The sequence below is a fragment of the Mangrovicoccus ximenensis genome (assembly GCF_003056725.1).
Lineage (GTDB): Bacteria > Pseudomonadota > Alphaproteobacteria > Rhodobacterales > Rhodobacteraceae > Mangrovicoccus > Mangrovicoccus ximenensis.
Genome location: NZ_QBKZ01000001.1, coordinates 1088802 through 1110762, shown reverse-complemented (window position 1 = coordinate 1110762; position 21961 = coordinate 1088802). Strand labels below are relative to the sequence as shown.

18 protein-coding genes and 3 pseudogenes are annotated in these 21961 nt (G+C 67.8%); 9 read left to right on the top strand and 12 right to left on the bottom strand.

The features are described from left to right. Window positions 1-19 precede the first annotated feature (19 nt). The 4 genes from C7T91_RS06055 to C7T91_RS06040 are packed head-to-tail and all read left to right on the top strand — an operon-like array spanning window position 20 to window position 4219. Entirely contained in the window at window positions 20-1111 is a 1092-nt protein-coding gene (locus tag C7T91_RS06055) for an ABC transporter ATP-binding protein (protein WP_108258386.1), read from the top strand. A 1-nt stretch (window position 1112) separates the two neighbouring features. Next, on the top strand, window positions 1113-2147 hold the full coding sequence (locus C7T91_RS06050) for a carbohydrate ABC transporter permease (RefSeq protein ID WP_108258385.1): 1035 nt from the start codon (window positions 1113-1115) through the stop codon (window positions 2145-2147). Window position 2148: 1 nt separating this feature from the next. Continuing rightward, on the top strand, window positions 2149-3192 hold the full coding sequence (locus C7T91_RS06045) for a carbohydrate ABC transporter permease (protein WP_108258384.1): 1044 nt from the start codon (window positions 2149-2151) through the stop codon (window positions 3190-3192). Window position 3193: 1 nt separating this feature from the next. Then, window positions 3194-4219: a LacI family DNA-binding transcriptional regulator gene (locus C7T91_RS06040; protein WP_108258383.1), complete on the top strand. Its 1026-nt coding sequence runs from the start codon at window positions 3194-3196 to the stop codon at window positions 4217-4219. A gap of 180 nt (window positions 4220-4399) precedes the next feature. Here the strand turns inward: C7T91_RS06040 and C7T91_RS34860 are convergent. Together C7T91_RS34860 and C7T91_RS06030 are read right to left on the bottom strand one after the other, a co-directional pair. Beyond that, a pseudogene (locus C7T91_RS34860) lies at window positions 4400-4786 on the bottom strand (adenylate/guanylate cyclase domain-containing protein); the annotation flags it as partial. A 536-nt stretch (window positions 4787-5322) separates the two neighbouring features. Next, window positions 5323-5688, bottom strand: coding sequence for a group I truncated hemoglobin (locus C7T91_RS06030; RefSeq protein WP_236638004.1), 366 nt, complete (start codon window positions 5686-5688; stop codon window positions 5323-5325). A 303-nt stretch (window positions 5689-5991) separates the two neighbouring features. Here C7T91_RS06030 and C7T91_RS06025 point away from each other — a divergent pair, with 303 nt between their 5' ends. Both C7T91_RS06025 and C7T91_RS39110 read left to right on the top strand, forming a co-directional pair. Continuing rightward, window positions 5992-7017, top strand: a complete 1026-nt coding sequence (locus C7T91_RS06025) for an iron-containing alcohol dehydrogenase (RefSeq protein WP_108258382.1) — start codon at window positions 5992-5994, stop codon at window positions 7015-7017. A 99-nt stretch (window positions 7018-7116) separates the two neighbouring features. Then, window positions 7117-7815 (top strand): annotated as a pseudogene (locus tag C7T91_RS39110) (FGGY family carbohydrate kinase); the annotation flags it as partial. A 48-nt stretch (window positions 7816-7863) separates the two neighbouring features. Here C7T91_RS39110 and C7T91_RS39105 read toward each other — a convergent pair. From C7T91_RS39105 to repA, 6 genes and pseudogenes are all read right to left on the bottom strand, one after another. Beyond that, window positions 7864-8490 (bottom strand): annotated as a pseudogene (locus C7T91_RS39105) (FAD-dependent oxidoreductase); the annotation flags it as partial. A gap of 1 nt (window position 8491) precedes the next feature. Further along, entirely contained in the window at window positions 8492-10699 is a 2208-nt protein-coding gene (locus tag C7T91_RS06015; protein WP_108258380.1) for a TRAP transporter permease, read from the bottom strand. A 101-nt stretch (window positions 10700-10800) separates the two neighbouring features. Next, a complete protein-coding gene (locus C7T91_RS06010; RefSeq protein WP_108258379.1) occupies window positions 10801-11811 on the bottom strand; it encodes a TAXI family TRAP transporter solute-binding subunit in 1011 nt (336 codons plus the stop codon). A 234-nt stretch (window positions 11812-12045) separates the two neighbouring features. Further along, window positions 12046-13257 carry a plasmid replication protein RepC gene (gene repC / locus C7T91_RS06005; protein WP_236638003.1) on the bottom strand — a complete coding sequence of 404 codons (1212 nt, stop codon included), beginning with the start codon at window positions 13255-13257 and terminating at the stop codon, window positions 12046-12048. A 221-nt stretch (window positions 13258-13478) separates the two neighbouring features. Beyond that, the gene (repB, locus tag C7T91_RS06000) at window positions 13479-14447 is read right to left on the bottom strand and encodes a plasmid partitioning protein RepB (RefSeq protein WP_236638002.1); all 969 of its coding nucleotides are present in this window, start codon (window positions 14445-14447) and stop codon (window positions 13479-13481) included. A 2-nt stretch (window positions 14448-14449) separates the two neighbouring features. Then, window positions 14450-15553 (bottom strand): plasmid partitioning protein RepA, encoded by a 1104-nt coding sequence (repA, locus tag C7T91_RS05995; RefSeq protein WP_236638001.1) that lies wholly within the window; start codon window positions 15551-15553, stop codon window positions 14450-14452. A gap of 755 nt (window positions 15554-16308) precedes the next feature. Between repA and C7T91_RS05990 the strand changes: the two genes are divergently transcribed. Both C7T91_RS05990 and C7T91_RS05985 read left to right on the top strand, forming a co-directional pair. Next, window positions 16309-16911, top strand: a complete 603-nt coding sequence (locus C7T91_RS05990) for a DUF4255 domain-containing protein (RefSeq protein WP_108258375.1) — start codon at window positions 16309-16311, stop codon at window positions 16909-16911. After that, the gene (locus C7T91_RS05985) at window positions 16908-17570 is read left to right on the top strand and encodes a hypothetical protein (RefSeq protein WP_108258374.1); all 663 of its coding nucleotides are present in this window, start codon (window positions 16908-16910) and stop codon (window positions 17568-17570) included. The genes C7T91_RS05990 and C7T91_RS05985 overlap by 4 nt, the downstream gene beginning before the upstream one ends. Here C7T91_RS05985 and C7T91_RS33320 read toward each other — a convergent pair. From C7T91_RS33320 to C7T91_RS05965, 3 genes are read right to left on the bottom strand one after another with little or no spacing between them, the layout of a single operon-like run. After that, a complete protein-coding gene (locus tag C7T91_RS33320; RefSeq protein ID WP_201741971.1) occupies window positions 17522-18775 on the bottom strand; it encodes a hypothetical protein in 1254 nt (417 codons plus the stop codon). The two genes, C7T91_RS05985 and C7T91_RS33320, sit on opposite strands and share 49 nt — an antisense overlap. A 49-nt stretch (window positions 18776-18824) precedes the next feature. Beyond that, complete coding sequence (locus C7T91_RS05970) at window positions 18825-19316, bottom strand: DUF6505 family protein (RefSeq protein ID WP_108258373.1); 492 nt, start codon at window positions 19314-19316, stop codon at window positions 18825-18827. Continuing rightward, the gene (locus C7T91_RS05965) at window positions 19313-20101 is read right to left on the bottom strand and encodes a DUF4444 domain-containing protein (protein ID WP_269100059.1); all 789 of its coding nucleotides are present in this window, start codon (window positions 20099-20101) and stop codon (window positions 19313-19315) included. Before C7T91_RS05965 ends, C7T91_RS05970 begins: the two co-directional genes overlap by 4 nt. A 100-nt stretch (window positions 20102-20201) precedes the next feature. On the opposite strand from C7T91_RS05965, the gene C7T91_RS05960 reads away from it, so the two are divergent. Beyond that, entirely contained in the window at window positions 20202-21128 is a 927-nt protein-coding gene (locus tag C7T91_RS05960; RefSeq protein WP_161555756.1) for a LysR family transcriptional regulator, read from the top strand. 3 nt (window positions 21129-21131) lie between these two features. Here the strand turns inward: C7T91_RS05960 and C7T91_RS05955 are convergent, their stop codons facing one another. Then, window positions 21132-21785 (bottom strand): pyridoxamine 5'-phosphate oxidase family protein, encoded by a 654-nt coding sequence (locus tag C7T91_RS05955; protein WP_108258371.1) that lies wholly within the window; start codon window positions 21783-21785, stop codon window positions 21132-21134. Window positions 21786-21961: the final 176 nt, after the last annotated feature.

Here is a 21961-nt window from a genome sequence, read left to right as displayed (position 1 = left end):
AACGAGGGAGGAGACGGAAATGGCATCCATCCGGATGGACGGGCTGACCAAGGCCTACGGCAATCTCGAGGTGATCCACGGCATCGACCTCGATATCGAGGAAGGCGAGTTCGTCGCCCTGGTCGGCCCCTCGGGCTGCGGGAAATCGACCATGCTCAGGATGATCGCCGGGCTGGAAAGCATCAGCCGCGGCGAGATCGCCTTCGACGGCGAGGTTGTCAACGAGATGACGCCGTCGGAGCGGGGCATCTCGATGGTGTTCCAGAGCTACGCGCTCTATCCGCATCTCACGGTGCGCAAGAACCTGTCCTTCGGCCTGGAGAACCTGCGGATGAAGCGCGCCGAGATCGACGCCCGCGTCGCCGAGGCGGCGCGGATGCTGGAACTCGACGCCTATCTCGACCGCAAGCCGAAGGCGCTCTCGGGCGGGCAGCGCCAGCGCGTCGCCATCGGCCGCGCCATCGTGCGCCACCCCAAGGTGTTCCTCTTCGACGAACCGCTCAGCAATCTCGACGCCAAGCTGCGCGTCCAGACCCGCGGCGAGATCACGAGGCTGCACCGCCAGCTCGGCACCACCATGATCTACGTCACCCATGACCAGGTCGAGGCGATGACCATGGCGGGCAAGATCGTCGTGCTGAACGGCGGCAAGGTGGAGCAGGTGGGCCGACCGCTCGACCTGTTCGAGCGGCCCGCGAACCTCTTCGTGGCGGGCTTCATCGGCAGCCCGCGGATGAACCTCTATGACGGGCAGATCGTCGGGACCGAAGGCGGCGCCGCGCGGGTCGCCTCGCCCGAGACCGGCGAACTGACGGTGCCGCTCGGCCATGCCGCCAGCGGGCGCGCGGTCAAGATCGGCCTGCGTCCGTCGCATTTCGCCGTCGGCGCCGAGGCCGAAGGATCGCCCCTCATGCTCGATGTCGACCAGGTCGAGAGCCTCGGCCACGAGACCTATCTGCATGGCCGGCTGAACGGGGCGGAGACGACCACCATCGTCCATGTCCAGAACCATCTGGATGCGGCGCCGGGCGACCGCTTGCCGGTCCGTCCGCGCGCGGGCCATGTCCACCTGTTCGACGCCGCCAGCGGCCAGAGCCTGGGGAGGGCGTGAGATGGCCGCCACGGATGACGGTTACGTACGGCCCGCGCGCGAGGCGGCGGTGAGCTCCGGCGACCGCGGCGACCGGCTGCTCGAGGCCGCGATGGGGGTGGTCGAATGGCCCTTCACCCGGCTGCAGCGGCTGATCGGCCTGCGCCGGATGCCCTGGGTCTTCGTGCTGCCGAACATGGCGCTCTTCACCATCTTCGTGTTCATCCCGGTGCTGCTGGCGATCGGCTATGCCTTCACCGGCGGCACCGAGCTGCTGCTGTGGAACCGGCCCTTCGTGGGGTTCGAGAACTTCTCGCGGCTGCTGAGCTGCGGCAGCTACCTCGACCCCGCCACCTGCGAACTCGACCTGTTCTGGACCGCGGTCTTCAACACCACCTGGTACACCGCCTTCAACGCCACCGGCACGCTCGTGGTGTCGCTGGTCACTGCGCTGGTGCTGAACCGGCTGACCCGCGGCAAGGCCTTCTTCCGCGCGATCTTCTTCTATCCGGTACTGCTGTCGCCGGTGGTGGTCGCGCTGGTCTGGAAATGGTTCCTGGCGCGCAACGGGCTGCTGAACGCGGTCTTCGCCGACATGATGGGCGAGCGGACGATCTTCCTCCTCGAGGTGCTCTGGTCGCGCTTCTGGGTGGTCTATGTCTCGATCTGGTTCCACATGGGCTTCTACACGCTCATCATCCTTGCCGGCCTGCAGGCAATCCCGCGCGACATCTACGAGGCCGCGCTGATCGACGGCACCTCGCGCTGGCGGCAGTTCTGGCGGCTGACGCTGCCCTTGCTGATGCCGAACCTGCTGGTGGTGCTGGTGCTCCTGCTGATCCGCTCGGTGCAGGTCTTCGACGAGGCCTGGGTGCTGACCGATGGCGGCGGACCGGGCACGGCCAACACCTTCGTCGTCCAGTTCATCTACGAGACCGCCTTTGCCACCGATGTGCGGCTCTACGGGCTCGCCTCGGCCGCCTCGGTGCTGATGGGGCTGGCGCTTCTCGTCCTCACGCTGGTCCAGCTCTGGCTCGGCAAGAAAGCGGAGAATTGACATGCTCGGTTTCCTGACCCGCACCCGCGGCAAGAGCCGCATGGACGTCACCGACATCCTCGCCTGGGCCTGGCTGATCCTCGGCACACTGGTGATCGCCATCCCGATCGGCTGGGCGTTCCTGTCCTCCTTCAAGCCCGAGGCCGAGATCAACAGCTTCCCGCCGACGCTATTGCCGCGCGCCGCCGAAGAACTGGTGATCGAAGGCTATGACGAGCCGCTGCCCGCCTATCTGTGGACCGACGAGACCGGAGAGGCCCGCACCGTCGGGCTGGTCCGCCGCATCGGGCTGAAGGCGACCGTGGTCGATCCGGCAAGCCCCGGCGAGCGGCTGAGCGTCGATGCCGGCGCCATCGAGAAGCAGACGGTGATCAGCGCGGAATGGGCGAACTACACCGACCCGCTCGAGCGCTTCGCCTTCCTCACCTACCTGAAGAACTCGGTCTTCGTGACCGTGGTGGCGACCATCCTGACGCTGGTGCTGAACTCGATGGCGGCCTTCGCCCTGTCGAAATACCGCTTCCGCGGCTCGACCACGATCTTCGTGCTGATGCTCTCGACGCTGATGCTGCCCCTGTCGGTGATCATGGTCCCGGCCTTCATGGTGATCGTCGGGCTGAACCTCGCCGACAATCTCTGGGGGGTGATCTTCTCCACCGTGGCGACGCCGACCGGCGTGTTCCTCCTGCGCCAGTACATGCTGACCATCCCCGACGACCTGATCGAGGCGGCGCGGGTGGATGCCGCGAGCGAATTCCGCATCTACTGGCGGATCATCCTGCCGCTTTCGGCGCCGGCGCTGGCGGTTCTGGCGATCTTCTCGGTGATCTGGCGCTGGAACGACTTCCTCTGGCCGCTGATCGTGCTCTCGAGCCCCGAGAACTACACGCTGCAGCTCGGTCTCAACGCCTTCCAGGGGCAGTTTACGGTGCAATGGCACTACATCCTGTCGATGACCGTTGTCGCGCTCTTGCCGGTGACCCTTATCTTCCTCTTCCTGCAGAGGTACATCACCGAAGGGGTGGCCAGTTCCGGAGTGAAATGACGTGAGCCTGAAGAACATCGCCCAGGCGGCCGGGGTGTCGGTCAGCACGGTCAGCCGGGCGCTGCAGGGCAGCTCCCGGATCTCGGAGGAAAAGCGCCGCGAGATCCTCGAGATCGCCCGCGCGCAAGGGTATATCGACACCCGCGTGCGCAAGGCGACGCAGGCGGGGCTGCAATCCATCGTGCTGGCCATGCCCGAGGCGATGCTGCAGGCCTCCGAGACCAACTTCACCTCCTGGCGCATCCTGGAAAAGCTGCGCTCGGAATGTGCCGGACGGGGCATCCGCGTCGATCCGGTGATCTCTCCGGGCGACCGGCTGGACCCGGAGCGGGTGATGGCAGGCATCGCCGGATCGGATGCCGAGGCGATCGTCGTGCATTTCGACGAGAACCCGGCGCTGATCGGGCGGCTGGCCGAAGAGCCGCGCCCGTCGGTTCTGCTCTTCGGGCTCGATCCCAGCTCGCGGATCAGCTCGGTGGGCATCGGCAACACCTATTCGACGGTGCTCGGCACCCAGCACCTGCTGGACCTCGGCCACCGCGACATCCTGCTGCTGTCCTGGAGCGGGCGCTTCACCATCCGCCGCCGCGAGGCCGGGTTCCGCGAAGCGCTGCGCGAGCAGGGGATCGAGCCGGACGAGTCGCGCATCCTGCGGCTCTCGGGCTTCGCCCCGGACATCGCCGAGCGCGAATTCGGCGCCTGGATCGCCGCGCAGGGCGGAACCTTGCCGGTGACGGCGGTGCTCTGCCTGTCGGACAACATCGCGATCCGGGCGATGCAGGTCCTGCAGGCGGCGGGCTACCGCGTGCCGGAGGATGTCTCGGTCATGGGCTTCGACGACAGTTTCGCGGGACAGATGTCGAGCCCGCCGCTGACCTCGATCCGGCCGCCGCTCGACGACATCGCGGTGACCGCGCTCGAGGAGCTGGAGCTGGCGCTGCGCCGCCCCGGAAGCCATCTGGCGCGGCGGATCGAGCTCGGCTGCCAGATCAGCCTGCGCGGAAGCTGCGCGCCGCCCCCGGCCTAGCAGGCTGCTGAAATAGTCGGACCTCGACGCCGTTTGCAGAACATGATTCATCTGCCGCGGATCAACGGCGGAGACAGGCATGCGCGGCAGGGACGGGAAGGCGGGCTCCTCGCCGCCATCCGACAGCTCGGCCATCCCGGCCTCGGTCACGGCGAAGCCCGGCCCGAGCGCGCGGGCGAGCGGCCCGTTGCCGACGATCTTCATCGGCCGCGCGTGGTAGCGCAGGCGGCTCGCGTGGATCACCGCCGGGCCGAACACGTCGTAGATGTATTTCTGGACCCCCACCACGGAGCCGACGACCGCGCCCGAGGCGATGCCGACCCGGCAGGTCCAGCGGATCGGGTGCGAGCTGTTGCGCTGCTCGAGATAGCGCAGGAAGCGCACCGCGGCATCGGCGGCGCAGCGGGCATGGTCCTCGGCCGGGTCCGGCAGGCCCGCCACCGCGATGTAGAGATCGCCGACGGCGCGGATGCGGGCGCAGTCGAACTGTTCGCCGATCCTGTCGAAGGCGGTGTAGATGTCGTTCAGCTCGCTGACGATCACCGCCGGGTCATGCGCGGCCACCATCTCGGCGAAGCCGACGAAATCGATGCAGACCACCGAGACCGGATCGTAGAGCCGCGGGGTGACGACGCCGAAGGTCCTGTATTCCTCGTAGACCGTGCGCGGCATCATGTTCAGCAGCAGCTTCTCGACCTGCTCCTTCTCGCGCTTGATCTCGCGGGTGTTGCGCTCGACCATCATCGAATAGGAGTCGATCATCGACTCCAGCTCCTTGATCCGGCTGATGTTCTGGCAGACCAGCACGGCGACCGCCTCGTCCCCGTCGAGCGCGCGGTTGAAGGCCAGCGCCACGGTCATGGTGCGGCGGCGCAGCCGGAAGGTCGTCTCGGTGGCATAGCGGCCCTCGGCCTCCAGCCCGGCCCGCAGCGCCGCCGCGTCGAAGCCCGCGAAGCGGTCGAGCAGCTCGCCGCCGATCTCGATCTCGCCGAACCATTCGCGGAACGTGTCGTTGGAGAACCGCAGGCGGAACGTGTCGAGGTCAAGGAGCGCGACGCCGACGCCGATCGCCCGCAGCAGCTGTTCGTTGATCGCGGCGATGCTCACCGCTCCTTCTCCACCACCAGCGGGCGGCGCGCGGCGAAGGCGCCGGTGATCGCCTCGATGTCCTCGGGCGCGACGCCGTGATCGGACAGCGTGGCGCGCAGGATCTCCTCCAGCCGCTCGAAATGCTCGGGGTCGATCGCCAGATGCGCGTGCATCTTGCGGATCTGGTCGTCGGTATAGGAAGCCGGGCCGCCCATCAGCGAGGACACGAATTTCGTCTGGTGGTCGACGATCCGCGCCATGTCGATCTCGTCGAAGAACGGTCCGACATCGTCGTCGTCCAGCAGCCTGTCATAGAGATCCAGCACGATCTTGCTGACCGTCGAAAAGCCGCCATAGCGGTCGAACAGCGATTTTTCCAAGGCGTCCTCCTTCCGGCAGGGCCGGGTCGATCCCATCACGCGGTACTGGTCGGAACATTCGGAACAGGTGTCGAGCATGGCGGAAACCGGTCCTCCGGGGCAAGGATTTCGTGACTTGTCGGGTCGATAAGGCCGCCTCCGCGTTTCAGTCCGGTGTCGCGGCAGGCGGCCGGGTGTTTCGATTGTTTCAGCATTGGGCCGCAGCGCGATGCAAAGGAAACACGGCACGCCCGGCGGAGACATCGGCGCGAAACGCGTCCGGGCGACAGTGGAGGCCGTTCAACACTGACCCGGAGCAAGACCATGAAAGACCTCAACGACCTGCATGCCGCCTTGATGAAGCATCGCCGGGCGCGCCGTGCGCGCCGCGACTGGCGCGCCGTCAAGGACCTGCCGCCATGGCTGCTGCGCGATGTCGGGCTGGCGCTCGACCCGGTGGAGCGCCGCGCCTTCGTGGCCTGCGGCGGCGGCGCGGCGCTCGATCTCGGCAAGGCGGTCGCGGCGCTGGCGGGGCAGGACCATCCGGCGGCCGAATACCTTGAGGTCGTCGGCACCGGGCGCAAGCTGGCCGGTCCGCTGCTGCCCTTCATCGCCATTCCGACGACCGCCGGGACCGGCGCCGAGGTGACCAAGAACGCGGTGATCGGCGTTCCCGGGCATCGCCGCAAAGTCAGTCTCCGCGACGACCGAATGCTGGCGCGGCTGGCGATCGTCGATCCGTCGCTGGCCGATGGCTGTCCGCGCGGGGTGACCCTGGCCTCGGGCCTCGACGCGATCGTGCAGGTGATCGAGCCCTATCTCAGCCCGAAGGCCAGCGTCGCCACCGATGCGCTCTGCGAAAAGGCGATCCCGGCCGGGCTGTCGGCACTGGCGACGCTGATGGAGCGCGAGGATGCCGAGGCCCGCGACGCGTTGGCCTGGACCAGCCTCTGCGGCGGCATCGCGCTCGCCAATGCCGGGCTCGGCGCGGTGCATGGGCTTGCCGGCCCGCTAGGGGGCGTCACCGGCGCGCCGCATGGCGCGATCTGCGGGCGGCTGCTGCAGCCGGTCATGTCGGTGCACATGCGCGTCGGCCTGCCCGATCCGGCGGATATCCGCATCGACCGGGTGGCGCGGATGATCGGCGAGCGGCTGAAGCTGGGGATCACTGGCGCCAACCTGGACCAGTGGGTGACCGACCAGGGGCTGCCGCGGCTCGGAGCTATGGGGCTCGATCCCGCCGACATCCCGATGGTGGCCGAGGCGGCGCGGGGCTCGTCCTCGATGAAGGGCAACCCGGTGGAGCTGAGCCAGGCCCAGCTGGAGACGATCCTCGACATGGCGCTCTGACCCGGAGCGCCAAGATATAATTTGACAGCCGAAATAAAGCGTGGTCCTCTCGCGGCAGGAGAGCGGTCCCGAGAGGGGCCCGCGAAGGGAGGACATCGCGTGTATCTCGGAATCGACCTCGGAACCTCCGGGGCACGGCTCCTGCTGACCGACGGGGATCAGCGGGTCATCGGCTCTGCGGAGGCGCCCTGCAATGTCGCGCATCCGCATCCCGGCTGGAGCGAACAGGACCCGCAGGGCTGGATCGACGCGATCCGCGCTGCGCTTGCGGAGCTGCGGACGGATCACGGCGGCGTGCTGGCCGCGCTGAAGGGCATCGGCTTTTCCGGTCACATGCATGGCGCGGTGCTGCTCGGCGCCGACCGGCAGGTGCTGCGCCCCTGCATCCTGTGGAACGACACCCGTTCGCATCTGGAGGCCGCCGCGCTCGACGCGATGCCGGTGATGCGCGAGGCCTCGGCCAATGTCGTCTTCCCCGGCTTCACCGCGCCGAAGCTCGCTTGGGTGCGCAACCACGAGCCCGGGATTTTCGCCGAGCTGGTGACCGTGCTCCTGCCCAAGGACTACCTGCTCTGGTGGATGACCGGGCGGCTGGTGACCGACATGTCGGATGCGGCCGGGACCTCCTGGCTCGACGTGGCGGGGCGCCGCTGGTCGGAGGCCGCGCTGGAGGCCACCGGAATGCGCCCGGACCAGATGCCGGATCTCGTCGAGGGCTCCGAGGTGGTCGGCACGCTGCGTCCCGGTCTGGCCGCCGAGCTGGGCCTGCCTGCGGGCGTGCAGGTCGTCGCGGGCGGGGCGCAGCCCGGTGACCTCGGCGCGCTCCACGATGCCGCCGAGCGCCGCGACACGCTCCGCCAGCACCGCGCCGATCCGGCCGGGCGACAGCGCCCTGCCCTGCCCCTTGATCAGGATCGCCGCCTTGAAGTCCTTCGACACCGCCGGCTCGACGGCCTGCAGCCCCTGCGATCCGACCAGCTCCAGCTCGGCGCCCAGTTCGGCACGGACCTTGAAGCCCAGGGTCTCGAGGCTGGCCTTGTCGGGGTTGCGGAAGGCATGGACGTAGTAGCTGTCGGTAATCAGCCCGCCCTGGCCCGCCGCTTCCAAGTGGCGGCGGTAGAGCTCGATCGACGGCGCGCAGAGCGCGCGCATCGCGGCGGCGCTGCGGCGGAACCTGGCCTCGGTGCCGTTGGCGAGGAAGCGGAGGCCCCAGGGCGCCATCCGCGGCCAGAATTCCGGCCGGACCCGCAGCGGCTTCCGCGGGTCCGTGAGCATTCCGGGCAGCGCCTTCCAGAGGCCCGGCGAGGAATGCGGCGCGATCGAGAAGGGCGAGATCACCCCGGCATTGCCGTAGGAGGTCGCCTGCCCCGGTTCGTCGCGGTCGATCAGCCGGACCTGCTGCCCCCGCGCGAGAAGCGAGAGCGCCGTGCAGATGCCGACGGCGCCCGCGCCGATGATGACGGTCTCGCCCATGTCAGACCTCCGCGGGGCGGGCGCGATGCGCCGCCAGCTGGGACAGGACCACCGGCGCGGCGATGATCACCGCGATCAGGTCGGCGGTCAGCGACGGCGCGATAAAGACGACGCCCGCCAGCGCCAGCAGCACCCGTCCCCAGAGCGCGACCGGCCCGGCCAGATGGCCGACGACCGCGCCCGAGAGCGCCACGACCCCGGCGATGGCCGAGACCGACGCGTAGAGGAACGGGAAGAACTCGAAGCCGCCCTGCCCCACGATCAGCAGGACCGGCGCATAGACGAAGGCCATCGGCGCCACGACCTTGCCGAGTCCGAGCGTGAAGGCCGAGACGCCGGTGCGGAACGGGTTCGAATTGGCGATGGCCGCCGCCGCATAGGCCGAGGTGCAGACCGGCGGCGTGATCTCGGCGACGACCCCGTAATAGAGCACGAAGAGGTGGCTGGCGATCGGCGGCACGCCGAGCTGCGCCAGCGCCGGCTGCGCGACCGAGACCAGCATGATGTAGAGCGCGGTGGTCGGCACGCCTGCGCCCATCAGGATGCAGGCGAGCGCGATCAGGATCAGCGACAGGAAGAGCGTCAGGTCCTGCACCGAGAAGAGCTCGAAGGCGCCGAAGGTGAAGATCGTGTGCAGGTCCGAGGCCAGCGAGGCCGCGCCCGAGGTCACCATGAAGCCCAGCCGGAACCCGATGCCGGTGGTGTTGATCACGCCGACGACGATGCCGACGGCCGCCGAGGCCGCGCCGACCGCGAGCGCGTATTTCACGCCGGTCTCCATCGTCTCGGCCATGTCGGGCAGGCTGATCCGGGCCTGCGGGTTGAAGGTGCCGAGGATCGCGCCGGCGATCAGCAGCACCGAATGCGCCGCGCCGAAGCCGTCGCCGGCGTATTTCCACAGCACGAAGGCGACGAAGGCGGCAGGCAGCGCCAGGGTGGCCGGGGCCTTCCAGCGCGCCATGCCGGTGATCAGCGTCAGCGAGATGCCGCAGAAGGCCGCCATGTAGGGGGTGTAGCCGGCAAAGAGGATGGCGAGCATCCCGACCAGGGGGATCAGGTTGGCCCAGCCCTCGGCCCAGACCGTGCGCAGCCGCGGCAGCATCTCGGCCGCCATGCCCTCGAGCCCCAGCCGCCGCGCCATCAGGTGGACCACGGCGAAGACGCCGACATAGTGCAGCAGCGCCGGGAAGATCGCCGCGATGACGATGGTCGTATAGGGAACCTCCAGGAACTCGGCCATGATGAAGGCGGCCGCCCCCATGATCGGGGGTGTGATCTGTCCGCCCGCCGAGGCCGCAGCCTCGACGCCCCCCGCAAAGTGGCCGGGATAGCCGAGCCGCTTCATGTTGGGGATCGTCAGCGCGCCGGTGGAGACGGTGTTCGCCACCGAGCTGCCCGAGATGGTGCCGAAGAAGGCCGAGGAAACGACCGAGACCTTGGCCGGGCCGCCGCGGTACTTGCCCGCCAGGATCGTGGCATTGTCGATGAAGAGCTTGCCGAGCCCGGTGCGCTGCGCGATCACGCCGAACAGCACGAAATGGAACACGATGGTCGAGGTCACCCAGAGCGTGACGCCGAAGATGCCCTCGGACGGGAAGTACATCGAGCTGACGAAGGTGCGGAATTTCACGCCGGGATGCTGCAGGATGCCCGGGAAATGCGGCCCGAAGAGCGCGTAGGCCATGAAGACGCAGATGATCGCGGGCAGGATCCAGCCCAGCGTGCGCCGCGCGATGTCGAGCACCAGGAGGATCAGGATGCAGCCGAAAGCCATGTCCCAGGGGTCGGGATTGCCCATCCGGAAGGTCTGCTCCTCGATCCCCAGGAACGGAATGCCGCGCCAGGCGAGCCCGATATAGAGCGCGCTGATCACGCCGAGGGCCATCATCGCGAGGTCCGGCACCGGCACGTTGCCGATCCGCCAGCGCCCGGTCTTCAGCGCATAGGCGCCGCTCCTGCGCATCGCCGGGTAGAAGGCATAGATCAGCACGAAGAGCCCGGCGAGATGCCAGCCCATGTGCCAGCGGTCGGACGGCATGCCGAAGCCGGCGGTCAGGTAATGGTAGAGCGCGAAGGAGAGCGCGACGCCGCGCAGGGCCAGGGCCATGCCGGGGCCGACGGCCCGGGTGGCGGCACCCTCGTCGTATTTGCGCTCGATCTCTCGCAGGTCCTCCGCGCTCGGCGCATCGGACTCGGGGCTGGGGGTCATGGTCAGGCTCCCGCATGGGGCCGCGGCTGCGCGCGGTCAGGTCGTGGTGGAATGCGAAAGGGCGGCCCCTGGGGACCGCCCGGAAAGAGGACCCGGGGCCCTTATTCCATCATGCCGGCTTCCTGGTAGAACTTCTCGGCGCCCGGATGCATCGGCACGCCCAGGCCATCGAGGCCGGAGATCGCGGTTTCCAGCGTGATCTGCTTGCCCTTGGCATGGCCGGAGTCGAACAGGTTGCGGCTGTTGTCGTTCCAGAGCGCCTTGGTGATGCCATAGACCAGCTCTTCGTCCAGATCCTCGGAGACGACCAGAAGGGCGGTCACTGCCGGGGTCTGGATGTCTTCCGCGAGCCCCTCATAGGCGCCCGCCGGGATCACCGACGGCATGTAGGCCGGCTCGACTTCGGCAATTTTCGCCATGTCCTCGTCGGAGAAGTTTACGAGGTCCATGCCCTTGGTCGAGGCGAGCTGCACCATCGCGGCGACCGGCCATCCGGCCACGTAGAAATACGCGTCGAGCTGGCCGTCGGCGAGGCGTTCGGCGGACTGCGCGTTGTTCAGCTCGGCCTCGTCCATGTTGTCGCGGGTGATGCCCCACTGTTCCAGCATGTGCAGCACGGCGACCTGCGTGCCCGAGCCCGCCTCGGCGATGCCGACGCGCTTGCCTTCGAGGTCGGCCATGGAGGCGATGTCGGAGCCCTTCGGCGTGACCAGGTGCAGGTCCTCGGGATAGAGCTTGGCGACGACGCGCAGCTTGGGATGCGGCTTGCCCTCGAACTTGCCCTCGCCGAGATACATGGCGCGGACCACGTCGGTCGAGGCCATGCCTGCCTCGAGCTCGCCGTTCTGCACGGCCTGGCAGTTGAAGACCGACGCGGTGGTCGACTGGGCGATGGCGATCAGGCCCGGGACGCCGCACTGGCCGCCCTCCTCGCAGGGCCGCGATCCGGGCGGCGCCGAGATCGCATTGGCGATCATGCCGCCGATCGGGAAATACGTGCCCCCGGCAGAGCCGGTGCCGATGCGGAAGAAGGTCGGGGATTGGGCTGCCGCGGTGCTGGCGACCAGAAGCGCTGCTGCGGTCATGCCGGCGAAACGTGCCAGAAAACTCATCTTGGTGTCGTCCCTGTCTGTCGGTTCTCGGTTCCGCCCCGCGCAGGCCGCGGGGTTGCCTGCAGGAGGGAAGAAGACCGGCGCTTGCCTTTCAAGAACATTTGTTTCGTTTTGGGAATGATGTGGCATTTCATGTACGCATGCACACAAGTCCCGCAAGGTGCCCTGAATATTGGCATTTCTGAAACCGGTCTGTACAGTTCACCGCATGGGCATGTGTGGCTCATGGCAGCATCAGGCAGCTTGTGCCCGGCGGAGATGCCCCCTGATCGAGCGGTCCAGATGAAGATCGCCGGTTTTGGCCTTGCGGATCATGCCATGGAGATAGGCGGACGGAGAGTGGATCTGCCCCTGCGCGGTCTTTTCCAGCAACAGGCACATGGCTTTGACGGCGTCGACATCGCCGATCTGCTGCTTGAGCTCGGTCCATTGCCTGTCGGCCAAACCGGTCAGTGTTGCGAGGCTTCTGCAGAGGCCTGCGAGGGTGACCCAGTCCGATGTCGCAGTGGCAGGTCCTCCCCAAGCTGCAAATGCTGGAAAGGCTCTGTGCAAGTCCTCAGCGCGGCATGTGTGTCGGTGGCTTGTGTGTCGGCTCGCCGGAGGGCTTAACGGCTGTTCGATGACTTCCCCTGTAGATTTAGATTCTTGGGAATTGATTGTATCTTCTATGTGGGTGTCGTTTCCGGTGCCCTTGGGTGCCAGTTCGGCATCGAGCTGGGCAAGCTGTCGGGCGAGTGCCTCGGCCTTCCGGGTAAGTTGGTCGAGGGTGCCGGGGCGGTTGCTTTCCGCCTCCAGTTGCTCGAGCTTCATCCGCTGGTCCTGTCCAGCAGCATCGGAAAGCAGTGCGATGCGTTCGGCGATGGTTCTCCGCAGCACGGTGATCTGGCGGCGGAGACGGGACGCGGCATGGCGCTCGGCTTCGTGATCGGCATGGAGCCGGGCCAATTCCCTTGCCCTTGCGGCAAGAGGGGAAAGGTCGAAGCCATAGGCGTCCGCGATCTGTCCGTCGGCATGCCGACGTCCCCAGCGCTTGCCGTTCGGGCTGTCCCTGAAGGACAGCACGCCCGCCTCGCAGAGCTTGCGCAGATGGCGGCGCAAGGCGCTCAGCGACAATCCGGTGCGGTCGGTTAACAGGGCGTTGGATGGCCAGACGATCGGGCTTTGTCCGTCTTCCCAGTCCTGGGCCTGGGAAAATGCGCAGAGCGTATCCATCAGCAGTACCTGCGCAGGTTTCAGCCCAATGAGAGGCGCAGCGCGCTTCAGCGCAATCAGCGCTTCGGATTTCCCTACGGCAAGTGCCTGCCCTTCCCGGCCCAGCTCTTCGGCTCTCAGGACGGCGTCATCCTGCTTTCGCCAGCCGCTCCCGCCGGATTTCGGCAAATGCTTTCCCTCGGCCGCCGCTGCCTGCGGTTGCCCTGCCCCGCCCGGGGCCTGCCTGAAATGCATCATGTCCTGTCAACAGACAGCAGAAAACCGTTCGCCCGAAGACGTTTTTCGTTGTTCGAAGTTTGGGGGACTGCTACTGATTAGGTGTCAAACTTGGTCACGTCTTGCCGGACGCGATCAGCTTACAGCCCTCGGGACTTCGGTTCTGAGGGTTTTCTTTTGCCCGCCTTCTCCTTTCTGTTTCTGCCTCAATGGTCGAGTTAACAGCTGTCAACTCGGGTTCATTCCCCGGGGTTCTCTGAACGGAACCTCTCGTAGGACTCGCGGATGACTTCCTCCAGGTGGCTGTCGAGCCAGTCGGAAAAGGCCTTGCTCTCCCCTGCCCGCTTCACGGACATGGTGATGGCGCTGCGTGCGCTGCGGATGGTGACGCCGGGGACCGGCGTGGCCTCGGCGGTTTCTCCGCTGCGGGCTCCACGGCGGCTGATCTCCTTCAGCAACCCGTCGAGGCGCTCGTCCGAGGTCGCATCAGCCGGAAAACGCGACAGGATCGCGACGGCGGCGTCCGCATCCGTGACCCCGCGCTCGAAGATCTGGGCAAGGCTCATCCATTTGGGCCGCCCCGATCCCGGCGCCGGGCCGATTGCGTCGCCAACCTCGGCTGGCACCAGGCGGGTGATCCGTTCGAGCTGCGAGAGCGTGTTCTTCGATATCGCCAGCGCCTGCATGATTTCGGCACGCTCATAACCCTGGTCGGCGATCGACAGGGCGAAGCGTGCGCGCTCGTAGAAGCTCAGCTCGGAGCGGGAGGCGTTCTCCAGGCCCTTGGCCATCAGGGCCTGGCTGTCATCCATGGTCCGGATCAGCGCCTTGACCGGCAGCCCGGCGGCCTTGCAGGCAAGGATACGGCGGCGGCCATAGATCACCTCGAAATGGCCGTCCTCGCGGCCCGAAGGGCGCAAGAGTACCGGCACTTGCTGGCCGGAGTCGCGGATGCTGTCGGCCAGCTCCGCGATCGAGCTTTGCGCCTCGTCAGAGTTAACACCTGTCAACTCGACATTCATCCGGTCTTTCGGTCCCCAAGGCAGGATCAGCGAGGTATCGATTTCCTGGATGCCTCCGAGGCCCGCACGGACCGAGCCGATCGTGCCTTTGGGCAGGGAATGATGCGCCCGCCCGGCGGCCGGCTTCGCCTCTGCCGCGGCGGTGATGGCCGCCATGATCCCTGTCTTGTTCTTTCCCATCGCCATGGTCAGCGTCCCCAAGCGTTCTGGATCATGCCGGCAATTTCCGCGCCCACCGCGTCCATGCTGGTTCTGGCCCTGTCATAGGTCGTGCGGGTCATGTCGGCCCGCGAGACCTCGTAGATCGTCATCTTCAGCATCGAGGCATCCGCGATCGCGGTGCTCCTCAGCCCGGTCGCGTGGACCACCCGATCCTGGAACAGCGCCCGCATCAGGCTGACGATCTGCTGGCTCGGGATGTCCGAGGGATCGTCGCGGGTGATCAGGAAGGAGAAGAAGTCGTGGCTGAGATTCACGCCGGTGCTCTCGAAGACTTCCAGATAGGCCGAGGTCATCTCGATGAATTGCTGCGTCGAGGCCAGGTCCAGCATGCTGGGCGTCATCGGCACGATGACCGCAGTGGCGGCATAGAGACCGGTCAGCGTCAGGAAGCCGAGGGCAGGCGGACTGTCGATCACGACGATGTCGTAGTCTTCCTCGACGGTCGAGATCGCGTTGGTCAGCCGGTCGAAGAAGGAGACTCCACGGCCGGCGCTGATCGCCGTCTCGGTTTCGAACTCGCTGAGGATCAGCCTTGCCGGCGCCAGGTGCAGCCCGGGAAAATAGGTCTCGACGATGCAATCCGCCATCGGAACCGGGTCCTCGTAGCGGATCGCGTCATAGATCGAGACGCCGTCGAACTCCAGCTCGGTCTGGATGCCGCAGAAACCCGACAGGCTGCCCTGCGGGTCGAGGTCGATGGCCAGCACGCGGTAGCCCTGCAGGGCAAGGTAATGGCACAGATGGATCGAGCTGGTGGACTTGGCCGAGCCGCCCTTGAAGTTCATCAGCTGCAGCACCTGCAACTTGTCGCCTTGGCGCCGCCCGGGGATGTACTTGCCCGGCTTGCGCGATCCGGCCTCGAGGATGCGGCGGGCCTCCCGGATCTCTTCGGCGGAATAGAAGCGGCGGCCGCCCCGGTTCACGGCCGGTTCCGGAATGCTGCCTTCGCTATGGCATTTGCGCAGGAACTGCCCGGTCACGCCAAGGAGGTCTGCCGCCTCAGTGGCCGAAAAGGAGCGCAGCTGCTTGCTGTAGTCCGGCGCATAGGCCTGCATCAGATGCGTGGTCAACGCAGTCTGTAGACGCGAGGCCATCTCGCGGGTAAGCTCCGACTGTGTCCCCGCCTGTATGGGGCTCGTCTCGATCATGGTTTGCGTTTCTCTGCTCACTGGCGCTTATTTGCGCAACCTGATCGACTATGGCCGTGATTCATTGGCCCAAGTCAAGTGCAAACTATTGCTTGCTTTTTTCGTCTTGGGTGCGCGCTCGGCCGGGAATTCGATTCCCGGGGTTAACAGCTGTTAACGCAGTATGGCGTGATCCGAAGGCCCGTGGCTCGGCGCGGGTCCGGCTGCGGATGCCGTGAAGGGGCCTGCCGTGCCGTGCGGATGCGCGGGGCCGGCTGTAACAGCTGTTAACTTGCGCCCTCCGCGACGCCGCGGCGTGACCTGGCGGGGAGCGGCTGGCCGGACTGCGGCCTCGGCCTGCTCTGCCCGCTTGGGCCCCGGGCGCGCGGTCAGGCGCCGTGTCCGGCTGCTCGCTGGCGGTTGGTCTGTTCGACGGTCGCTAAGGTCGGGAAATGCCGAATTGAGCCATCGCCGGTGCTGCGGCACGCGCGGAAAACCGGCTCGATTCTGGTAGGTTATAGCTGACTTCCTTCCCCGTTGCCGGAGGCTTTACCTAGTGTTAGTGTCTGGGCAAGAGCGGAAGGAAGCGGTTGGTGTTGTCCTTCGAAGATTGTCCCGTCCGGGAACCGTAGCGTCGTATCAAGTCATCGTTTCGATCTGCCGCAACGCGCAACATGCGCGAAGGGGAGGGTGTATCCATGGCCGGGTTCGGTGTCATCCGCGACATCAGCCGGGAGCTTCGCCGACAGGTGTTCGACGCCTTGGAGGCGACGCCGGATGTCGATTTCGCGCTGGAGGGCGTCCTTGCCCGCCTGAGCCTGCAGCCGCCCGTCGAGGGACTCGATGCGGCGGTGGTCGCCAGCCTCTATCTCTACCATGTCGAGGTCGACAAGCATCTGCGGAACCAGCGGCCGCTGCCCGACCGCACGGCAGAGGACCAGTTCCGCAACCCGCCGCTGCCGCTGCAGCTGCGCTATCTCTTCACTCCGGTCAGCGAGGACGAGGAGACCAACCAGCTTCTTCTCGGCCGGATCATCCAGCATTTCCACGACCACCCGACGGTCTCGCTTCTCGAGGGCACGCCGCTCGGCGACAGCTTCGGCGGGGCAAGCCCGGCGCTGCGCGTGCGGCCGGACCTGCTCACGCTGGAACAGCTGTCGCAGATCTGGAACGCATTTTCACAGCCCTACCGGGTGGCCGTCTCGCTCCTCGTCGAAACCGTCGCCATCGACAGCGGCCTGCCGCCGCTGCGCGGCACGCGCGTGACCGAGCTGGCGGCCGCAGTCGGGAAACGGCCATGAGCGCCGTGCTCGCCTCCGCCCGTCTCAGTGCCCGCCAGGTTCTGGTGCGGGGCCGCATCGGCGAAACCATCACCGGGCGATCCTTCGACGGTGTCGGGGTCGAGCTGCGCGCCGTTCAGGACGGTGTCACGGTGCCTCTGCCGGTGTCTCTCGCAATGAAGCCCGGAGGTTGGTACGCGGCGCATCTGGCGCCGGGCCGGGTCTGGCCGGTCTTCCCGGCTGCTCCCGGGGTGACGCTCGAGGCCGAGATTTCGGTGCCGGGGCGGGCTCCGGTGGTCGTGTCGCAAGCGGTCGACCCGGCAGACCTTGCCCTCGTTGCCGAACCGCGGCAGGCCGGCGAAACAGCTGTCGAGGTCGAGCGGATTGCCGGTGCGCCCTTCCGCTTCGACCTTTCCCTGTCGCCGCTGCCGGTTGCCCTGTCGGGCACGGTGATCCGCGACCATGATCCGGATGACCCGTTTCCCGGTGTGAGCGTCTCGGCGCCCGGCGGCCTGCCGGTCGTCACCGATGCCGCCGGGCAGTTCTTCATCGCCGAACTGCCGGTGCTGGAAACCATGCTCCTGTCGCTCGATGGCGGCAGTGGCATCACCGAAATTCCCTTCCGTCCCGACTATGCGCGTCGGGTCAACAGCGTCACGCTCTCGCTCGGCGGGGCATAACCAGGAGGTCTCAGATGCCCGAATATCTTGCCCCAGGGGTTTACGTTGAGGAAGTTCCTTCCGCCAACAAGCCGATCCAGGCCGCGGGGACGTCGACGGCGGGAATGGTCGGGATGACCCAGCGCGGGCCGGTCAACCGGCCGACCCTGGTCACCAGCCGCGGCGCCTTCGCCCGCAGCTTCGGCGGTCTTCTCGATCCGCTGGCCTATTCCGGCGGGCGCGATGCGCTGCCCTATGCGGTCGAAGGCTTCTTCGGCAATGGCGGGGCGCGGGCCTACGTGACCCGGATTGTCGGCCCGGCTGCCGCGGAATCCGTCCTGGGCCTGGTGGCCGAAACAGCTGTTGCGGCCACGCCGGCCTTGGTGGCGCAGGCAGGGCAGGGCGCGTCCGAGCTGCTGGTCGACGATCCCGGAGCGCTGGCGGCGGATGACACGGTGCTGATTTCCGACGGCGCCAAGTCGGAGATGGCGGCCGTGACGGCGGACCCGATCGTGCCGCGTGCGGGAATTGCCGGGCTGTCGCTGGCCTATCCGGCGGGGACGGACGTCACGTTGCAGACCGTGACGCCGATCGCCGGAGCACTGGCCGGGGATCTCGCGGCCGGGACGGATACGTTCGACGTGACAGATGCCACGGGTCTCGCGATGGGCATGACGCTGGCGCTGGTCGATGACAGCGGCGACATTGCCGCCCACGAAATCGTCGAGATCAGCGGCCTGGCCGGCACGACGGTTACGCTGGCCGCGCCGCTGGTGCGCGACCACGCGGCCGCCTCCACGCTGAACGCGCTGGCCGATGACGGCGCGGCGCGCCCTGGCGCCCTGCGCGGCCGCCGCGATCACCGGCCAGCGCGACGCGGCGGCTTCTTCCCCGGGAAGGTAATAGAGGAAATCGAGCCCCAGCGCGGCGCGGCGCCGTTCGAGGAAATCCGGATCGGGGAGCCCGCCGGCGGCCGCGCGGGCGAAGTCCAGCGAACGCGCCTCGCCGTGCAGCTCCTCTCCGGTCCGGGCCTGCAGCTGCGACAGGTACTGCTCGGCGATGCGCAGGTCGCTCTGCACGTTTGCCGCCAGCACCTTGTCGTAGTCGCTGGTCCAGCGGGTCATGCCGAGGAGCAGCAGGAAGGGCATCAGCACCACCAGCGGCGCCAGCGCCAGGATCAGCAGGCGCAACCGGACGGTGGGCGCGGGGCGGGACCGGGCCGTCATGGCATGTCGGCCCCCGGCCTGAATGCCCGAGCGGATCGACGGGCGATCCTCAATGTCCGTGCGGCTCGTCGAGCGACCCGTGAATGGCGAACTGGCCCAGATCGGCCTCGCCCGGCTCGATCGCGCGGTATTGCTCGCGGACCCCGGCGGAGGTCAGCTCGCGCGAGACGGTCAGCAGCGTGTTCGGCGCGTGGTCCTCGCAGAGCTCGGCCATCTGCGCCAGTTCCTCGCGGGCGACGGGGCGCGCGGCCTCGGCCGAGGGGGCGCCGTAATAGGTCACGAAATGTCCGGCCAGCAGGTCGGCCAGCGCCTCGATCTCGGCCGGTTCGACGGCGGTGACGGCGACGAAGGTGACCCGGCCGAAGGTTTCGAGCCCGAGCCAGCCATTGGCGAAGGCCTGGCGCGCCTTGCCGGTCAGGTCGCCCTCGGTCCAGTCCGAGAACTCGAAGCCGCCGGCGATGCACCATTCGCCGGTGCGCGCCGGCGAGGCGAAGACGCGGGTGTCGCTTTCGTCGAAATGGATGGCGCGGGCAAGTTTCACGGGGCGGGCTCCAGAAGGGTGGTCAGCGGGATTAGATGCGTGGTGTCTCCGTCGCGCAGGAGCATGCCGAAATCCTCGTCGACGCCGAGGAAGGTGCCGCCGATCCCGTCCTGCACCACCTCCTCGCCGATCTCCTGCACCAGCGCGCGCCAGTCGGCATGCAGCGCGCGGGTCTCGCCGCTTTCCCAGCGGTTGATCCAGCTCAGGCTGTGGCGCGCCCAGGCCTCGATCAGCGCGGCGGGCGCGACATCGGCGCAGCCCTCGGCATAGAGCGAGGTCTGGTCGGGCCGGTCGCCGGGGCGGTCGCTGTCGGGAATGAGCGGCAGCGAGAAGCCGATTGCCAGCCAGTCGGGCACCGCTGCCGGATCGCCGGTCGAGGCCATGCAGCGGAACCGCCCGCAGGCGGCGCCGTTGACCCGGATGCCGCCGTCCCAGCCGAGATGCACCGCGACCTCCGGAGGCGCCATCACGCCGAGCGCGTTCTGGAAGCCGACGCCGAGGAGCGGCAGTATTGCCATTGCCTTGCCCAAGGGGACCTCGGGGGCCAGCACAAGCGCGGCCTCGAGCCGGCCGGCGGTGATCCGCCAGGCCACCAGCCCGGCATCGCAGCCCATCAGCGCTCGGATCGCCTCGACCAGCGCGCGGGCCAGCGCCTCGTCATTCTCGTAGGGGCGGGCGTCGAGCGCCGCCTCCGCCACCCAGGGCGAGCGCTCCGCAAGCGGGGCGATCATGGCCAGGGCATCGGCGCGGGGCGCGGTGTTCAGGCAGCTCAGGGCGGGGGTCATGGCGGTTTCCTTGTCTTCCGTCACGACCTTAGCCGCAGGACATCATTGCCATCCATGACATTGTGGGCAATTATCCATTCTCGAAATTAGGATGATGACCATGGCGCTCCATCTGGTCCCGCGGGGGCTGCTCTATGTCGAGGCGGTGGCCGAGCACGGCTCGATCCAGGCGGCCTCGCGCGCGACCGGCATCGCGGCCTCGGCGATCGACCGGCAGGTCAAGCTGCTGGAGGACCGGCTGGGCGTGCAGCTCTTCGACCGGCAGACCCGCGGCATGGCGCTGTCGGCGGCGGGCGAAATGTTCGTGCTGCTGGCGCAGCGCTGGCGGGCGGACGAGGCGCAGCTGCTGTCGGACGTCAAGCAGATGCAGGGGGTGGATCTGGGCCATATCCGGCTGGCGACGATGGACAGCCTGGTCAACGGGCTGGTGCCGCGCTTCCTTGCGGAGATCGCGGCGCGCTATCCGCGGGTGCGGGTCGATGTCGAGGTGGCGACGCCGGACGATGCCGCCGCGGCGCTGGAGGAGGGGCAGTGCGACATGGTGCTGGCCTTCAACCTGCGGCCGCACCGCGATTTCCACGTGCTCTGGTCGGCCGAGCTGCCGCTCTGCTGCGTCGTGGCGCCGTCGCATCCGCTGGCGGCGCGCGGCGCGGTCGCGCTGAAGGAGGTGCGCGAGCATGCCATCGTGGTGCAGAGCCGGGCGCTCGCGATCCGCCGCATCCTCGAGGCGCGCCATTCCTGGATCTTCTCCGAGGGTCCGCCGCCGGTCGTGACCAACTCGCTGCAATTGCTGAAGCAGCTGGTCACCGCGGGCAGCCATGTCGCGCTGACCTCGGAAATGGACGCCGCGCCGGAACTTCTCGACGGCCGCGCCGTGGCGCTCCCCGTCGAGGGCCAGAAGATCGCGGCGCAGAGCATCTCGATGGCGGTCAATGCGCGGCGCAGCCTGCCGCGCATCGCCTCGAAGGTCGCCGATTGCCTCGCGGCGGAGGCGCAGGCGACGCTGGAGACGCTGCGCCGCGCCTGAGGCTCAGCCGAGGCGGAACCCGCGCACATGTTCCGGCATGTCCACCCCGGGCAGGTTGCGCGGATCGGGTTCGGGCGTGCCGACCGTGGTGGCGACCGGGATCACCCCGGCCCAGATCGGCAGGGCGTAATCCTCCTCCTCGTCGCCGGGCGGACCGGTGCGGACCTTGGCGGCGCCCTCCTCGATTCTCATCCCCAGAACGGTCGTGGCCTTCAGATCCTGCGCATGGTCCGGGCGCAGCGTGCCGTAGCGGCCGGGAAACAGCCCGTCGACGAAGCGGATCAGCTTTGCGTGCTTCTCGTCGGGGTCCTCGACCTTGAAGGCGGTGCCGAACAGCGTGACCGAGCGCGAATTGACCGAATGGTGGAAACCCGAGCGCGCCAGCACGAAGCCGTCGAGGATCGACACGCTGAGGCAGACCTGGGCATCCTTGCCCGCGCGCAGCGCCCGGCTGGCCGAGGAGCCGTGCCAGTAGACATGGTCGCCCTCGCGCCATTGCAGGGTCGGCGTCACATAGGGCGTGCCGTCCATGACATAGCCGACGCTGCACAGCGGCTGGGCGTCGAGGATGGCATGGACGGTCTCGCGGTCGAAGGCGCCGCGGGCATGGGCGCGGCGCAGGCGGGAACGGTCGGTGACGGCGAGGCTGTCGCTCATGGCGGGACTCCTTCGAACTCTGGACCGCTGCGGGGTAGCGCGCTATTGGCTATGGTAACATGGCCAATCCGGACAAAAAGCATCGGTCCAATTTTCAGGCGGCGCTGTTCGGGCTGGGGCTCGACCGGACTGCGGCGGCGCCGATGCACCTGCAGCTGGCCGGGGCGCTGCGCGGG

Bases quoted from the DNA above. Each gene is read 5' to 3' on its own strand.
- C7T91_RS06045 (WP_108258384.1), top strand. From the start codon at position 2,149: ATGCTCGGTTTCCTGACCCGCACCCGCGGCAAGAGCCGCATGGACGTC.
- C7T91_RS05990 (WP_108258375.1), top strand. From the start codon at position 16,309: ATGGCCGGGTTCGGTGTCATCCGCGACATCAGCCGGGAGCTTCGCCGA.
- C7T91_RS05985 (WP_108258374.1), top strand. From the start codon at position 16,908: ATGAGCGCCGTGCTCGCCTCCGCCCGTCTCAGTGCCCGCCAGGTTCTG.
- C7T91_RS06010 (WP_108258379.1), bottom strand. From the start codon at position 11,811: ATGAGTTTTCTGGCACGTTTCGCCGGCATGACCGCAGCAGCGCTTCTG.
- C7T91_RS06055 (WP_108258386.1), top strand. From the start codon at position 20: ATGGCATCCATCCGGATGGACGGGCTGACCAAGGCCTACGGCAATCTC.
- repC (WP_236638003.1), bottom strand. From the start codon at position 13,257: ATGCATTTCAGGCAGGCCCCGGGCGGGGCAGGGCAACCGCAGGCAGCG.
- repB (WP_236638002.1), bottom strand. From the start codon at position 14,447: ATGGCGATGGGAAAGAACAAGACAGGGATCATGGCGGCCATCACCGCC.
- C7T91_RS06015 (WP_108258380.1), bottom strand. From the start codon at position 10,699: ATGACCCCCAGCCCCGAGTCCGATGCGCCGAGCGCGGAGGACCTGCGA.
- C7T91_RS05965 (WP_269100059.1), bottom strand. From the start codon at position 20,101: ATGACCCCCGCCCTGAGCTGCCTGAACACCGCGCCCCGCGCCGATGCC.
- C7T91_RS05960 (WP_161555756.1), top strand. From the start codon at position 20,202: ATGGCGCTCCATCTGGTCCCGCGGGGGCTGCTCTATGTCGAGGCGGTG.
- C7T91_RS33320 (WP_201741971.1), bottom strand. From the start codon at position 18,775: ATGACGGCCCGGTCCCGCCCCGCGCCCACCGTCCGGTTGCGCCTGCTG.
- C7T91_RS06050 (WP_108258385.1), top strand. From the start codon at position 1,113: ATGGCCGCCACGGATGACGGTTACGTACGGCCCGCGCGCGAGGCGGCG.
- C7T91_RS06025 (WP_108258382.1), top strand. From the start codon at position 5,992: ATGAAAGACCTCAACGACCTGCATGCCGCCTTGATGAAGCATCGCCGG.
- C7T91_RS05955 (WP_108258371.1), bottom strand. From the start codon at position 21,785: ATGAGCGACAGCCTCGCCGTCACCGACCGTTCCCGCCTGCGCCGCGCC.